Origin of the sequence: Actinomadura sp., from assembly GCF_044508335.1 — a bacterium.
Classification (GTDB): domain Bacteria; phylum Actinomycetota; class Actinomycetes; order Streptosporangiales; family Streptosporangiaceae; genus Spirillospora.
Genome location: NZ_JBIQHY010000008.1, coordinates 29,355 through 42,146, shown reverse-complemented (window position 1 = coordinate 42,146; position 12,792 = coordinate 29,355). Strand labels below are relative to the sequence as shown.

Annotated in this window: 13 protein-coding genes and 1 pseudogene; 12 read left to right on the top strand and 2 right to left on the bottom strand. The window is 70.8% G+C overall.

Features of this window, described 5'->3' with window-relative positions:
* Positions 1-521 (bottom strand): annotated as a pseudogene (locus ACIWVC_RS05175) (hypothetical protein); the annotation flags it as partial.
* Positions 522-890: 369 nt separating this feature from the next.
* Between ACIWVC_RS05175 and pip the strand changes: the two are divergent.
* The 12 genes from pip to ACIWVC_RS05115 all read left to right on the top strand — a co-directional run bounded on the left by pip (position 891) and on the right by ACIWVC_RS05115 (position 11,855).
* Positions 891-1,856, top strand: a complete 966-nt coding sequence (gene pip, locus ACIWVC_RS05170; RefSeq protein ID WP_396445769.1) for a prolyl aminopeptidase — start codon at positions 891-893, stop codon at positions 1,854-1,856.
* A gap of 572 nt (positions 1,857-2,428) precedes the next feature.
* Complete coding sequence (gene ectA / locus ACIWVC_RS05165) at positions 2,429-2,977, top strand: diaminobutyrate acetyltransferase (RefSeq protein WP_396445768.1); 549 nt, start codon at positions 2,429-2,431, stop codon at positions 2,975-2,977.
* Positions 2,978-3,030: 53 nt separating this feature from the next.
* Complete coding sequence (gene ectB, locus ACIWVC_RS05160; protein ID WP_396445766.1) at positions 3,031-4,293, top strand: diaminobutyrate--2-oxoglutarate transaminase; 1,263 nt, start codon at positions 3,031-3,033, stop codon at positions 4,291-4,293.
* Positions 4,294-4,338: 45 nt separating this feature from the next.
* A complete protein-coding gene (locus tag ACIWVC_RS05155; protein WP_396445765.1) occupies positions 4,339-4,740 on the top strand; it encodes an ectoine synthase in 402 nt (133 codons plus the stop codon).
* Positions 4,737-5,645, top strand: coding sequence for an ectoine hydroxylase (gene thpD / locus ACIWVC_RS05150; protein WP_396453855.1), 909 nt, complete (start codon positions 4,737-4,739; stop codon positions 5,643-5,645). Before ACIWVC_RS05155 ends, thpD begins: the two co-directional genes overlap by 4 nt.
* A gap of 103 nt (positions 5,646-5,748) precedes the next feature.
* The gene (gene ehuB, locus ACIWVC_RS05145; RefSeq protein ID WP_396445763.1) at positions 5,749-6,642 is read left to right on the top strand and encodes an ectoine/hydroxyectoine ABC transporter substrate-binding protein EhuB; all 894 of its coding nucleotides are present in this window, start codon (positions 5,749-5,751) and stop codon (positions 6,640-6,642) included.
* Positions 6,643-6,648: 6 nt separating this feature from the next.
* Entirely contained in the window at positions 6,649-7,365 is a 717-nt protein-coding gene (ehuC, locus tag ACIWVC_RS05140) for an ectoine/hydroxyectoine ABC transporter permease subunit EhuC (RefSeq protein WP_396445762.1), read from the top strand.
* A complete protein-coding gene (gene ehuD / locus ACIWVC_RS05135) occupies positions 7,365-8,018 on the top strand; it encodes an ectoine/hydroxyectoine ABC transporter permease subunit EhuD (protein WP_396445761.1) in 654 nt (217 codons plus the stop codon). The genes ehuC and ehuD overlap by 1 nt, the downstream gene beginning before the upstream one ends.
* Positions 8,005-8,961 (top strand): ectoine/hydroxyectoine ABC transporter ATP-binding protein EhuA, encoded by a 957-nt coding sequence (ehuA, locus tag ACIWVC_RS05130; protein WP_396445760.1) that lies wholly within the window; start codon positions 8,005-8,007, stop codon positions 8,959-8,961. Before ehuD ends, ehuA begins: the two co-directional genes overlap by 14 nt.
* A gap of 176 nt (positions 8,962-9,137) precedes the next feature.
* Positions 9,138-10,310, top strand: a complete 1,173-nt coding sequence (locus tag ACIWVC_RS05125; RefSeq protein ID WP_396445759.1) for a thiolase family protein — start codon at positions 9,138-9,140, stop codon at positions 10,308-10,310.
* A 3-nt stretch (positions 10,311-10,313) separates the two neighbouring features.
* The gene (locus ACIWVC_RS05120) at positions 10,314-10,685 is read left to right on the top strand and encodes a Zn-ribbon domain-containing OB-fold protein (RefSeq protein ID WP_396445758.1); all 372 of its coding nucleotides are present in this window, start codon (positions 10,314-10,316) and stop codon (positions 10,683-10,685) included.
* Between the two features lie 33 nt (positions 10,686-10,718).
* The gene (locus ACIWVC_RS05115) at positions 10,719-11,855 is read left to right on the top strand and encodes an NAD(P)H-dependent flavin oxidoreductase (protein ID WP_396445757.1); all 1,137 of its coding nucleotides are present in this window, start codon (positions 10,719-10,721) and stop codon (positions 11,853-11,855) included.
* Here the strand turns inward: ACIWVC_RS05115 and ACIWVC_RS05110 are convergent.
* Positions 11,839-12,606 carry an SAM-dependent methyltransferase gene (locus tag ACIWVC_RS05110; RefSeq protein ID WP_396445756.1) on the bottom strand — a complete coding sequence of 256 codons (768 nt, stop codon included), beginning with the start codon at positions 12,604-12,606 and terminating at the stop codon, positions 11,839-11,841. The genes ACIWVC_RS05115 and ACIWVC_RS05110 overlap by 17 nt on opposite strands.
* Between the last annotated feature and the right edge of the window lie 186 nt (positions 12,607-12,792).

Genomic DNA, 12,792 nt, shown 5'->3' with positions numbered 1-12,792 from the left:
CCGCGGGCGCGCTGCACCTCGCTCCAGGCGGCCGCGGCGTCGCGCTGCGCCGATTCCTTCTCCTGCTGGACGGCGGCGACCTGCGAGGCGATCTCGGTCTGCGCCTCGTTGACCTTGCGCTCCCCGGCGGCGAGCGCGTCGCCGATGAGGTCGGCCATCTGGCGGAGCCGCTCGACGATGTCCCACGGCTGGGCCTCGGGCCGCTCCTCGGAGGCGAGCACCAGCTCGCCGCCCCGCCCGTGCCGGCCGCCCTGCGGCTGGGGCGGCTGCGGCTGCGGCGGCACGCCCTGCCCGCTCTGGGCGTGCTGCGCGGGCTGGGCGTGCTGCGGGTGCTGGGCGGGCTGGGCCTGCTGCGCGGGCTGGGCCTGCTGGCCGGGCTGGGCGTGCTGTCCGGGCTTGGCCATGTGGATCGGCTGCTGGGCGGCCGGCCGCGCGCCCTCGGGCGCCCGGCCCATCGCGGGCCAGGGCGCGGCCGCGTCCGGGACGCCGCGGTTGCCGCCCGATCCGTTCAGCTCGCTCACGGTTCTCCTCGCCTCACGGCCGGGAGCCCGGCGGCCGGCATGGCGCCGCCCCGCCCGCTCGCCGCTTTCGTCGGACGGCCCGTCACTTCGCTCACGTGTCTCCTCGCCCGGCGGCGCGCGGCCGCGTTCGCGGGGGTCGTTGCGCACATCTCGTTCGCTCCGCTGCCGGCCCCGTGGCTCCTCGCTTCGCTCACTAGAGGCACTCTAGTCCCGACCAGCGGAGCGTTTGCCCAGTTTGGGGTTTAGTTTCTCGGCGGCTCCACGGCGTTCCCGCACGCAGGACGCCTGACGGCGGCCGGTACGGGCCGAGTCACGGTGCCGCGGGTCACATCAGGCCGGCGGCCGCGGCGGGTGGGACAATCGCGCCCCATGGAGCTTCGCACCCTGTATCCGCCGATCGAGCCGTACGACTCCGGGCTGCTCGACGTCGGCGACGGCGATCGGATCTACTGGGAGGTCTGCGGGAACCCCGAGGGCAAGCCCGCGGTCATGGTGCACGGCGGGCCGGGGGCCGGGTGCAGCCCGGCGCACCGCCGGCAGTTCGACCCCGAGGCGTACCGGATCGTGCTGTTCGACCAGCGCAACTGCGGGCGCAGCCTGCCGCACGCCAAGGACCCGGAGGTGTCGCTGGAGGCGAACACCACCTGGAACCTCGTCGCCGACATGGAGCGGCTGCGCGAGCACCTGGGCGTCGACCGGTGGCTGGTGTTCGGCGGGAGCTGGGGCAGCGCGCTGTCGCTGGCGTACGCGCAGACGCATCCGGAGCGGGTGACGGAGCTGGTTCTGCGCGGCGTCTTCACGCTGCGGCCGTTCGAGCTGTACTGGTTCTACCAGGAGGGCGCGTCCCTGCTGTTCCCCGACCTGTGGGAGAAGTACGTCGAGCCGATCCCGGAGGACGAGCGGGAGGACCTCATCTCCGCGTTCCACGAGCGGCTCAACTCCGCGGACCGGGACGTGCGGATCGCGGCGGCGAAGGCGTGGGCGACGTGGGAGGGCTCGACGATCACGCTGCGCCCCGACCCGGAGCTCGCGGACGCGTTCGGCGAGCCGGACTACGCGGTGGCGTTCGCACGCATCGAGAACCACTACTTCGTCAACGAGGGGTTCTTCGAGGACGAGCAGCTCATCCGGGACGTGGACAAGATCCGCCACATCCCGGCGGTGATCGTGCAGGGCCGCTACGACGTCTGCACCCCCGTGGCGACGGCGTGGGACCTGCACCGCGCGTGGCCGGAGGCCGAGTTCCACATCGTCGACGACGCGGGCCACGCGTTCAGCGAGCCGGGCATCCTGCACCGCCTCATCGAGGCCACCGACCGCTTCGCCGGCCGCTGAACCGGACATGCCATAACAAGATTATCAGAAAGCCCGGAACAGGCCGGGGTTCGCCGTCCGCGGCGGGCCCCGGCCTGCTCGTTCCCGGGTCGAATTTCCCATTTTCTTACTCGCCGGCGATCGACGCCTTACCTCTAAGCCAGCGACTCTGCCCCTTGAAGGCAACCGGGTGCGGGCTCCCAGAACGCGCGTGAACGCCGTGGTCCCCACGCGTCCCAGCGCGCCCGCGACCGGACGACCTCGTCGGATGCGACGTGACGCCGACCGCACCGGGACCGTTGACAGCGGATTCGAGTGACTTACCTCACACAACCGATACACAGAACCCCTCGCCAAGCGACGCCAAAACATTAAGCTGACGTTCAGGAAACGTCCTGGCGCCTTCTCCGGCGCACCCGGCAGTACCTCCTGCGTAGCGGCGGGAAATGCGCACCAAGTCTCGCGCGGCCCCGGTTTGAATTGCACCGAATTCGGCAAAGCCCTCAACCCTACCCACTGCGCAGCGCCGTCAAACATCTCGCAGATAACATTCATCTGCGATCACGGGGCGAGATTCGCTAAGTTGCCTGGACATGGCAGCGCAACCCCTGGAAACACCGACCCGACGCCCCGAGATGAACGAGACGAACGAGGAAGTGCAACTCCAGGAGCCGAGCCTCTCCGACGGCCCCGGGCTTTGGCGACTCGCCCGGGACTCACGGGTTCTGGACGTCAACTCGCCGTACAGCTACACGCTCTGGTGCCGCGATTTCGCGGACACTTCCGTGGTGGCCCGCGACGGCGGCGTCCCGTGCGGTTTCATCACCGGCTACGTCCGGCCGGCCCGCCCCGACACGTTCTTCGTGTGGCAGGTCGCCGTCGACGCCGCCCACCGCGGCCAGGGCCTCGCCCGCCGCATGCTCGACCGCCTCGCCGACCGGCTCGCCCCGCGCGGCCACCGGTACATGGAGGCCACGGTCACGCCGGGCAACACCGCCTCCACCGCGATGTTCGAATCGTTCGCCCGGGGCCGCGGATGCGAGCTCGCCCGCAGCCCGCTGTTCGGCGCGGAGCACTTCCCCGAGGGGGGACACGAGCCCGAGGTGCTCTTCAGGATCGGCCCGATCGCCGCCGCGAACTGACCCACTCCACACTCCCTCACCCGCTCCCCCACCCCGACTGCCTGGAGGCAGAGATGGACGTTTTCGCCCGCCTGGAATCGGAAGTCCGCGGCTACTGCCGCGGCTGGCCCGCGGTGTTCACGACCGCGCGCGGCAGCCACATGACCGACGAGAACGGCAAAACCTATCTCGATTTCTTCGCCGGCGCCGGAACGCTCAACTACGGGCACAACAACCCGCAGCTTAAACGCCGGCTGCTGGACTATCTCGCCGGCGACTCGATCGTGCACAGCCTCGACATGTACACCGCCGCCAAACGCGAGTTCCTGGAACGCTTCAACGAGTACGTCCTGGAGCCGCGCGGGCTCGACTACAAAATCCAGTTCCCCGGCCCCGCGGGCAACAACTCGGTCGAGGCCGCGCTGAAACTCGCACGGAAGTACACCGGCCGCGAGACCGTCGTCAGCTTCACCAACGCCTTTCACGGCATGACGCTCGGCGCGCTCGCCGTCACCGGCAACTCGATGAAGCGCACCGGCGCCGGGGTGCCGCTCGGCCACGGCGTCGCCATGCCCTACGACAACTACCTGGACGGCCGGACGCCCGACTTCCTGCTGTTCGACACGATGCTGGACGACAGCGGCAGCGGCCTCGACAAGCCCGCCGCCGTCATCGTGGAGACCGTGCAGGGCGAGGGCGGCATCAACGTCGCCACCGCCGAGTGGCTGCGCGGCCTGCAGGACCTGTGCCGCCGGCACGACATCCTGCTCATCGTCGACGACGTTCAGATGGGCTGCGGCCGCACCGGCTCCTTCTTCAGCTTCGAGGAGGCCGGGATCACCCCGGACATCGTCTGCCTGTCCAAGTCCCTCAGCGGCTACGGGCTGCCTTTCGCGGTCACGCTGATGAAGCGGGAGCTGGACGTGTGGGAGCCGGGCGAGCACAACGGCACCTTCCGCGGCTTCAACCCGGCGTTCGTCACCGCCGTCGCCGCGCTGGAGGACTACTGGACCGGCGACGGCTTGGAGAAGCAGACCCTCGCCAAGGGCCAGCAGGTCCAGTCGGCGCTGGAGGAGATCGCGCTCGCGCACGCCGGCGCCGTCGACTCCGTCCGCGGCCGGGGCCTCGCCTGGGGCCTGGTGATGAAGGACGCCGAGGCGGCGCCGAAGGTGTGCGGCGAGGCGTTCGCCCGCGGGCTGCTGATGGAGACCTCCGGCCCCGAGGGCGAGGTCGTCAAGCTGCTGCCCCCGCTGACCACCACCGAGGCGGAGCTGGCCCGCGGCCTGGAGATCATCGCGGACTCGGTCGAGGCCGTCCGCACGAAGGTCTCGGTCTGAGCCGGCGCACCGCACGCCCGGCACACGACTGGAAAGAGGAGATCAATGATCGTTCGTTCCCTTGACGAGATCGTCGGCACCGAGCGCGACGTCCAGGCGCCCACGTGGTGCAGCCGGCGGTTCGTGCTCGCCAAAGAGGGCGTCGGATTCTCGCTGCACGAGACGATCCTGTACGCGGGGACCGAGACGAAGATGTGGTACGCGAACCACGTCGAGGCCGTCTACTGCATCGAGGGCCACGGGGAGCTCACCAACGACGAGACCGGTGAGAAGCACGAGATCCGGCCCGGCGTGATGTACCTGCTGGACGGCCACGAGCACCACACGCTGCGGGCGCACACGGACGTCAAGACCGTGTGCGTGTTCAACCCGCCCTGCACCGGCCGGGAGGTCCATGACGAGAACGGTGTGTACCCGCTGCTGACTGAGGAGGACGCAGACGCATGAGCATCATCGAGTCCCATCCGACCATCGACGACGCCTACCCCACCCGGAAGGCCGCCGAGGCGGCGCTGCTGTACCGGCAGGACCCGGTCGTGTACGGCGCCCCGCAGGACGGGCCGATCGACGGCGCCACCCTCGACTCGTTCGAGGCCAACGGCTTCCTGACCGTCGACCAGCTGCTCGCGCCGGAGGAGGTCGAGGACTACCGCGCCGAGCTGCGCCGGCTGTCGTCCGACCCGGAGGTCCTGGCCGACGAGCGCACGGTCACCGAGCGCGGCTCGAACGAGGTCCGCTCCATCTTCGAGGTCCACCGGATCAGCGAGGTCTTCGCCGGCCTCGTCCGCGACCCCCGCGTGGTCGGCCGGGCCCGGCAGATCCTCGGCTCGGACGTGTACGTCCACCAGAGCCGGGTCAACTACAAGCCGGGGTTCACCGGCAGGGACTTCTACTGGCACTCGGACTTCGAGACCTGGCACGCCGAGGACGGCATGCCGCGGATGCGCGCGGTCAGCATTTCCATAGCGCTCACCGAAAATTTCGTGCACAATGGCGGGCTAATGATTATGCCTGGCTCGCACAAGACCTTCGTGGCCTGCGTCGGGGAGACCCCCGACGACCACTACAGGGAGTCCCTGCGCAGCCAGGAGATCGGCACGCCCGACCCCAACAGCCTCTCGATCCTGGCCGACAAGCACGGGATCGAGCTGTTCACGGGCCCTGCGGGCTCCGCGACCATGTTCGACTGCAACTGCATGCACGGGTCGAACGGCAACATCACCCCCTTCCCGCGCTCCAACGTGTTCATCGTCTTCAACAGCGTTGAGAACACGTGCGTCGAGCCCTTCTCGGCGCCCGCGCCCCGCCCGACGTTCATCGGCGCACGCGATTTCACTCCCGTGGCCGGCTGACCGAATCACAACAATTCGACAACCCCGACCGCTCGCCCCGCGCCCGCCGGGGGCCGTGCCAGGCCCCCCGCGGGCGCGACGGCACACCGACAGGAGTTCAACGATGACTTCTTCGAGAAGAGATTTCCTCCGCACCGCCGTGCTGCTGTCCGCCGCGGTCCCGCTGGCCGCGGCGGGCTGCTCCACGACGGATCCGGAGCAGGAGAAGGCGGGCGGCGGCACGCTGCAGAAGGCAAAGGACGCCGGCTCCATCACGGTGGGCTTCGCGAACGAGGCGCCGTACGGCTACACCGACAAGTCCGGGAAGCTGACCGGCGAGGCGCCCGAGCTGGCCCGCGTCATCTTCAAGAACCTCGGCATCGACGACATCAAGGGCGTCCAGGTCGACTTCGGCGGGCTGATCGCCGGGCTCAACGCCAAGCGGTTCGACGCGATCGCCGCCGGCATGTTCATCACGCCGGAGCGGTGCGCGTCCGCGGCGTTCGCGAACCCCGAGTACGTCGCCAAGAGCGCCTTCATGGTCAAGGAGGGCAACCCAAAGGGCCTGAAGAACGAGAAGGACCCGGCGGCGAAGGGCGTCAAGGTCGGCGTCCTGACCGGCGCGGTCGAGGCGGACTACGCCGAGAAGACCGGCGTGAAGAAGGGGAACATCAAGACGTTCGCCGACCAGGCGAGCGCCTACGAGGGCCTCAAGGCCGGCCGCATCGACTGCATCTGGCTGACCCGCATCTCGCTGGCCGACCTGCTGTCCAAGCACAAGGGCGAGGGCTTCGAGGTGACCGACCCGTTCACCCCGGTCATCGACGGCAAGGAGCAGCTCGGCGCGGGCGCGTTCGCGTTCCGCAAGGCCGACGCGGACCTGGTGAACTCCTGGAACGCCGAGCTGGCCAAGCTGAAGCAGCAGAACGGCCTGCTGCCGATCCTGCAGCCCTTCGGGTTCACCCAGGACGACATGCCGGGCCCGGACGACACCGCCGCCAAGTTCTGCAAGGGCTGATCCTCCGTGTCCGACGTCCTCGACAGCTACTCCCAGTGGCTGGACGGCGCGTGGGTCACGGTCAGGCTCACCCTTCTCGGCGGCGCGCTGGCGCTGGTGCTCGCCCTGCTGTTCGGCATGGCGGGCACCTCGCGCCACGCGTGGGTGCGCGTGCTGAACCGGGTGTACGTGGAGTTCTTCCGCGGCAACGCCACGCTGGTGCTGCTGTTCTGGTTCTTCTACGCGCTCCCGCTCATCGGCCTCCGGTTCACCACGATGTTCGCGGCCGTGCTGGCGCTCGGCCTGAACGTCGGCGCCTACGGCGCGGAGGTGGTGCGCGGCTCGATCAACGCCGTGCCGAAGGCGCAGTACGAGGCGACGGTCGCGCTGAACTTCACCCCGTTCCAGCGGATGCGCCGGGTGCTGCTGCCGCAGGCGTTCGCGCTGATGCTGCCGCCGTTCGGCAACCTGCTCATCGAGCTGATGAAGGGGACGGCGATCGTGTCCCTGGTCGGGCTCGTCGACCTGACCCGCGTGTCGAAGAACATCCAGGGCAGCACCGGCGAGACCGTCGCGGCGTTCTCGGTGGTCCTGGTCCTGTACTTCGTCGTCGCGCAGCTGCTGCAGCTGTTCGTCCGCTACGCCGAGCGCCGCGTGGACCGCATGCTCGGCCGCCGGCTGCCCAGTGAGCCGTCCCTCGGGACGATCGCGGCGGGCGCCCCCGGAGCGGGGGTGGCCGGCTGATGAGCTGGGACTGGCAGTACTCCGGGGACATCCTCCCCGACCTGCTGCGCGGCCTGCGGTACACGGTCATCGCGACGCTGGCCGGCTACGTGATCGCAATTGTGCTCGGCCTGGTGTGGACGCTGCTGCGCCGCACGCCGAGCAGGGTCTTCAACCAGGTGATCCGGTGGGTCACCGAGTTCATCCGGTCGACACCGCTGATCCCGCAGCTGTACTTCGTCTTCTTCGTCCTGCCCGCGTGGGGCATCACCATCGGGTCCCTGACCGCGGGAATCATCACGCTGGGGATCCACTACTCGACGTACACGGCGGAGGTGTACCGGGCCGGGATCGCGGACGTGCCGAAGGGGCAGTGGGAGGCGTGCACCGCGCTGAACCTGCCGAGGTCGCGGGTGTGGCTGGACGTGATCCTGCCGCAGGCGATCCGGCGCGTGATCCCGACGCTCGGCAACTACCTGATCGCGATGTTCAAGGACTCGCCGATGCTGCTGGCCATCAACGTCGCGGAGCTGCTGTTCTCCGCGTACAAGGTCGGCTCGCAGAGCCTGCAGTTCCTGGAGCCGATCACCATGGTGGGCCTGTTGTTCGTCGTGGTCAGCGTCATATCCTCGATACTCGTCCGCCGCTTGGAGAGGCGTTATGCCACCACGTAACACCGACGCAGCCGGCCCCGGGGACGCTGGGGGCAGCCCCTCCCCGGAGAGCGCCGGCACCACACCGGAGGCGCCCGAGGGCGCCGCGGCGGACACCGCCGCGGAGAAGGGCGTCTCCACGCAGAAGGGCGCCGCGCCCGAGGGCGCACCGGCGGCGGAGCTGCCGCACGGCGCCGCGCCGGGGATCCGCTTCGAGAAGGTGGTCAAGCGGTTCGGCTCCAACGTCGTCCTGCGCGAGCTCGACTTCACCGTGGAGCCCGGCGAGCGGGTGACGCTCATCGGGCCGAGCGGGTCGGGCAAGACCACGATCCTGCGGCTGCTGATGACGCTGGAGACGCTCGACGAGGGCCTCATCTGGATCGGCGACGAGACGCTGTGGCACATGGAGCGGGGCGGCAGGCGCGTCCCGGCGAACCAGAAGCACCTGCACGAGATGCGCAAGCAGGTCGGCATGGTGTTCCAGCAGTTCAACCTGTTCCCCAACATGAACGTGCTGCGCAACCTCACCGAGGGGCCGGTGCGCGTGCTGGGGGTGCCGAAGGACGAGGCGGTCGAGCGGGCCCGCGGCCTGCTCGACATGGTGGGGCTCTCCGACAAGGAGAACGCGCACCCCACGCAGCTGTCCGGCGGGCAGCAGCAGCGGGTCGCGATCGCGCGGGCGCTCGCCATGCAGCCGAGGGTGCTGCTGCTGGACGAGGTCACCTCCGCCCTGGACCCCGAGCTGGTCGTCGGCGTCCAGGACCTGCTGCGCGACATCGCCCGGCAGAGCGACCTGACCATGCTGTGCGTCACGCACGAGATGAACTTCGCCAGGGACATCTCCAACCGGGTCCTGATGTTCGACCAGGGCCAGATCGTGGAGGAGGGCCCGCCGGACCAGATCTTCGGCGAGCCGTCCGAGCAGCGCACCCGGGACTTCCTGCAGGCCGTCCTGGCCTCCTGAGCGCCTTCCCGGCACGTCGCCCGCGTCCCCGTCGCCCCGGGGACGCGGGCGATTCCCGTTCCGGGCGGCGCCGCCGCGCGGTCGCCGCATCCGCGCCCGGTCCCGATCACCCCGCCCGCGCCAGTACCGAATGACGTTCTGTACCGTGGCATCCACGGGACGAGGAGAGCGAGGCGATGGGGATTCCCAGGGGCACGTCGATCGTGGGGCTCGGGATGACCGAGCTCGGCAAGGTGTACGGGCGGAGCCCGCGGCGGCTCGCCGCGGACGCGGTGCGGCTCGCGGCGCGGGATGCGGGGCTGGCCCTCGGCGACCTGGACGGGCTGCTGGTCAGCCACGGGATGGGCGGCTCCCCCGGCATCGAGCTGGCCGGCACGCTCGGGCTGCGCGACCTGCGGCTGCTGTCCCAGGTCAACGCGTTCGGCGCGACGGCCGGGGCGATGGTGTCCTACGCGGCGGCGGCGGTGCTGAGCGGGACCGCGACCGCGGTGGCCTGCGTGTTCGCCGACGCGCCGCTCAAGCCGGAGCAGTCGGCGGGCTCGGCCTACAACCGCAGCGCCCGCGAATGGTACGGGTTCGGCGGGATGACGGCGGCGCTCGGGCTGCGCAGCGTCAACTCGTTCTACGCGCTCGCCGCCCAGCGGCACATGGCCCGGTACGGCACGACCAGCGAGCAGCTCGGCGCGATCGCCGTCTCGACCCGCGCGTGGGCGTCCCGCAACCCGCTCGCCCAGATGCGCGACCCGATCACCCTGGAGGACCACCAGAACTCCCGCTGGGTGTCCGAGCCGCTGCACCTGCTGGACTGCTGCCTCGTCTCCAACGGCGCCATCGCCGTCATCGTGACCGGCGACGACCGCGCCCGCGACCTGGCCCGCCCGCCGGTCCACCTGTGGGGATGGGGGCAGGGGCATCCCGGGCACCGCAAGGAGCGCGGCAGCGACTTCGGCCTCACGACGGGCGCCGTCTCCTCGGGGGCGACCGCGATGAAGATGGCCGGGATCACCCCGGCCGACGTCGACGTGTGCGAGCTGTACGACTGCTACACCTACACGGTCCTGGTGTCGCTGGAGGACTACGGGTTCTGCGCGAAGGGCGAGGGCGGGGCGTTCGCCGCGTCCGGGGCGCTCGGGCCCGGCGGGTCGCTGCCGACCAACACCGGCGGCGGGCAGCTGTCGGCCTACTACATGTGGGGCATGACGCCGCTGTCGGAGGCCGTGATCCAGGCGCGCGGGGACGGCGGTGAGCGGCAGGCGCCGTCCAACGACGTGATCCTCGTCAGCGGGAACGGCGGCATCCTCGACCACCACTCCACGCTGATCGTCAGCCCGCACCGGAAGGGGGCCTGAGCCATGGACATCGGCGTTCTGCGGCGGGACGGGCGGACCGACCCGTTCTTCGACGGCACCGCGTCCGACCAGCTGGTCATCAAGCGGTGCGAGGCGTGCGGCCTGTGGTTCGCGCCGGACGCGTCCGGCTGCCCCGAGTGCGGGGAGGAGGACCTCGGCTGGGCGGAGGCGAGCGGCGCGGCGACGCTGGTGACCTGGACCGTCCTCCCGAAGGACCCGCCCGCCTTCCTGGCGCTGGTCGAGCTGGCCGAGGGCCCGTGGCTGCACGCCCGCCTGGACGGGGTGGCGCGCGGCGACCTGCGCGAGGGCCTGCCCCTGCGGGTGACGTTCGAGCACCCCGCCGAGGGCGAGTCCTACATCCTGTTCCGCCCCTAGACCGAATCACATTCGGTCCGTTAGCGTCGGGGCATGAACACCGAGGTCTGCAAGCGATTCGGCATCGAGTTCCCGCTCTTCGCCTTCAGCCACTGCCGCGACGTCGTCGCCGCCGTCACCAACGCCGGCGGCTTCGGCGTCCTCGGGGCCGTCGCCTACACCCCCGACCGGCTCGAAGAGGAGCTGCGCTGGATCGACGACCGCGTGCACGGACGCCCCTACGGCGTCGACGTCCTCGTCCCCGGCAAGATCGACGAGTCGGCCCGGAGCGGCGGCGGCCTCGACGCCATGCTCGCCGCGATCCCCGACGAGCACTGGACGTTCCTCACCGGCCTGTTCGAGAAGTACGACGTCCCGCTGCCCGACTTCGAGAAGGCGAAGCGGTCCAACGCGCGCAGCGGGACGCAGGTGACGGCGAAGGGCGCGACCGAGCTGATCGACGTGTCCCTCGCGCACCCCATCGGCCTCATCGCCAGCGCCCTCGGCACCCCTCCGCCGCTCATGGTGGAGAAGGCCCGCGAGGCGGGCGTCCCGGTCGCGGCCCTGGTCGGCACGTCCGAGCACGCCCGCCGCCAGGTCGCCGCCGGGGCGGACCTGATCATCGCGCAGGGCGGCGAGGCCGGCGGGCACACCGGGGAGATCTCCACGATGGTCCTGGTCCCCGAGGTGGTCGACACCGTCGCCCCGGTGCCCGTCCTCGCCGCGGGCGGCATCGCCACCGGCCGCCAGATGGCCGCCGCCCTGGCCCTCGGCGCGTCCGGCGTCTGGTGCGGCTCGGTCTGGCTCACCACGGAGGAGGCGGAGACGTCCCCGGCCGTGAAGGAGAAGATGCTGGCCGCCACGTCCCGCGACACGATCCGCTCGCGGTCCCGCACCGGCAAGCCCGCCCGGCAGCTCCGCTCCGCCTGGACGGACGAGTGGGAGGGCCCCGCGAGCCCCGGCCCGCTCGGCATGCCCCTCCAGATGATCGTCGCCGAGGGCGCGATGCGGCAGATCACCAAGGCCGCCGAGTCCGGCAACCCGGGCGCCCGCGCCCTCGCCAACTACTTCGTCGGCCAGTGCGTCGGGCTGATGAACACGGTCAAGCCCGCGCGCCAGGTCGTCTACGACATGGTCGAGGACTTCGCGGACGCCGTGGAGCGCCTCAACGCCATCACCGAAGCGGACTGACCGGGGCGCCTGTGCCCGCGGTGTCGCGCAGGACGAAGACGCCCCAGCCGAGGTACCGCCGGTTGTAGGTGAGGTAGGAGCGGCGGGACGTGTCGGCGAACTCCCGCATGGCCGGAGCGTCCGGGTCGCCCGGGTTGGCCTTGAGCCATTCGTGGATCGTCCACCACTGCGAGGCCGCGTAGCGATCCCAGCTGTCGGGGTCGGCCAGGACCATCTCCACCAGTTCGAGCCCGGCGGCCTCGAAGCGGTCGAGCGTGCCGGGCAGCGACGCGAACTCGTCCCGCGCGAAGCCGAGCGCCCGGTGGGCCTCCCCGGGCGGCTCGTCGGTCCAGAACGGCTCGCCGATCAAGAAGAGGCCGCCGGGTTCGGCGGCGGAGCGCATGAGGCCGATCGTCCCGGCCAGGCCGCCGCCGATCCAGGTCGCGCCGAGGCAGGCGACCGCGTCGAAGCGGGCGGAGGCCCGGTAGCGGCCGGCATCGCCCTGTTCGAAGGTCACGCGCCCGGCGACGCCCAGCTCGCCGGCTCGCCGTCGCGCGGCGGCGAGGAACACCTCGCTCAGGTCGACCCCGTGGCCCGCGGAGCCGAAGGCCGCCGCCCAGCGGCACAGCATCTCGCCCTTGCCGCACGCCAGATCGAGGATGCGAGTGCCGGGGCCGATCCGGCTCACCTCGCCCAGCAGGAGGAGCTTCTCCTCGGTGAACGGGTTGAGGATGCGGTGATCCGCTTCGGAAATCTCGTGATAGCGCAGCAAGCAGGGTCTCCGAGGACGCGCGGTGAGGCCGATACCGGTCAGGATGCCGCCCGCGCCTCCGAGACGCGACCCCATTTCCCGCGCGTCCACTTCCCGGGCGCATGCCGGGAGCGCCCTCCCGCTCATCGCCGGTGAGGCGTCCCCGGCGGCCGCCCCCTTTTTGACGGACCCCGGTTGTAGCGTTCG

Bases quoted from the DNA above. Each gene is read 5' to 3' on its own strand.
- ACIWVC_RS05120 (WP_396445758.1), top strand. From the start codon at position 10,314: ATGGACATCGGCGTTCTGCGGCGGGACGGGCGGACCGACCCGTTCTTC.
- ACIWVC_RS05125 (WP_396445759.1), top strand. From the start codon at position 9,138: ATGGGGATTCCCAGGGGCACGTCGATCGTGGGGCTCGGGATGACCGAG.
- pip (WP_396445769.1), top strand. From the start codon at position 891: ATGGAGCTTCGCACCCTGTATCCGCCGATCGAGCCGTACGACTCCGGG.
- ehuB (WP_396445763.1), top strand. From the start codon at position 5,749: ATGACTTCTTCGAGAAGAGATTTCCTCCGCACCGCCGTGCTGCTGTCC.
- ehuA (WP_396445760.1), top strand. From the start codon at position 8,005: ATGCCACCACGTAACACCGACGCAGCCGGCCCCGGGGACGCTGGGGGC.
- ectA (WP_396445768.1), top strand. From the start codon at position 2,429: ATGGCAGCGCAACCCCTGGAAACACCGACCCGACGCCCCGAGATGAAC.
- thpD (WP_396453855.1), top strand. From the start codon at position 4,737: ATGAGCATCATCGAGTCCCATCCGACCATCGACGACGCCTACCCCACC.
- ACIWVC_RS05155 (WP_396445765.1), top strand. From the start codon at position 4,339: ATGATCGTTCGTTCCCTTGACGAGATCGTCGGCACCGAGCGCGACGTC.
- ehuD (WP_396445761.1), top strand. From the start codon at position 7,365: ATGAGCTGGGACTGGCAGTACTCCGGGGACATCCTCCCCGACCTGCTG.
- ectB (WP_396445766.1), top strand. From the start codon at position 3,031: ATGGACGTTTTCGCCCGCCTGGAATCGGAAGTCCGCGGCTACTGCCGC.
- ACIWVC_RS05115 (WP_396445757.1), top strand. From the start codon at position 10,719: ATGAACACCGAGGTCTGCAAGCGATTCGGCATCGAGTTCCCGCTCTTC.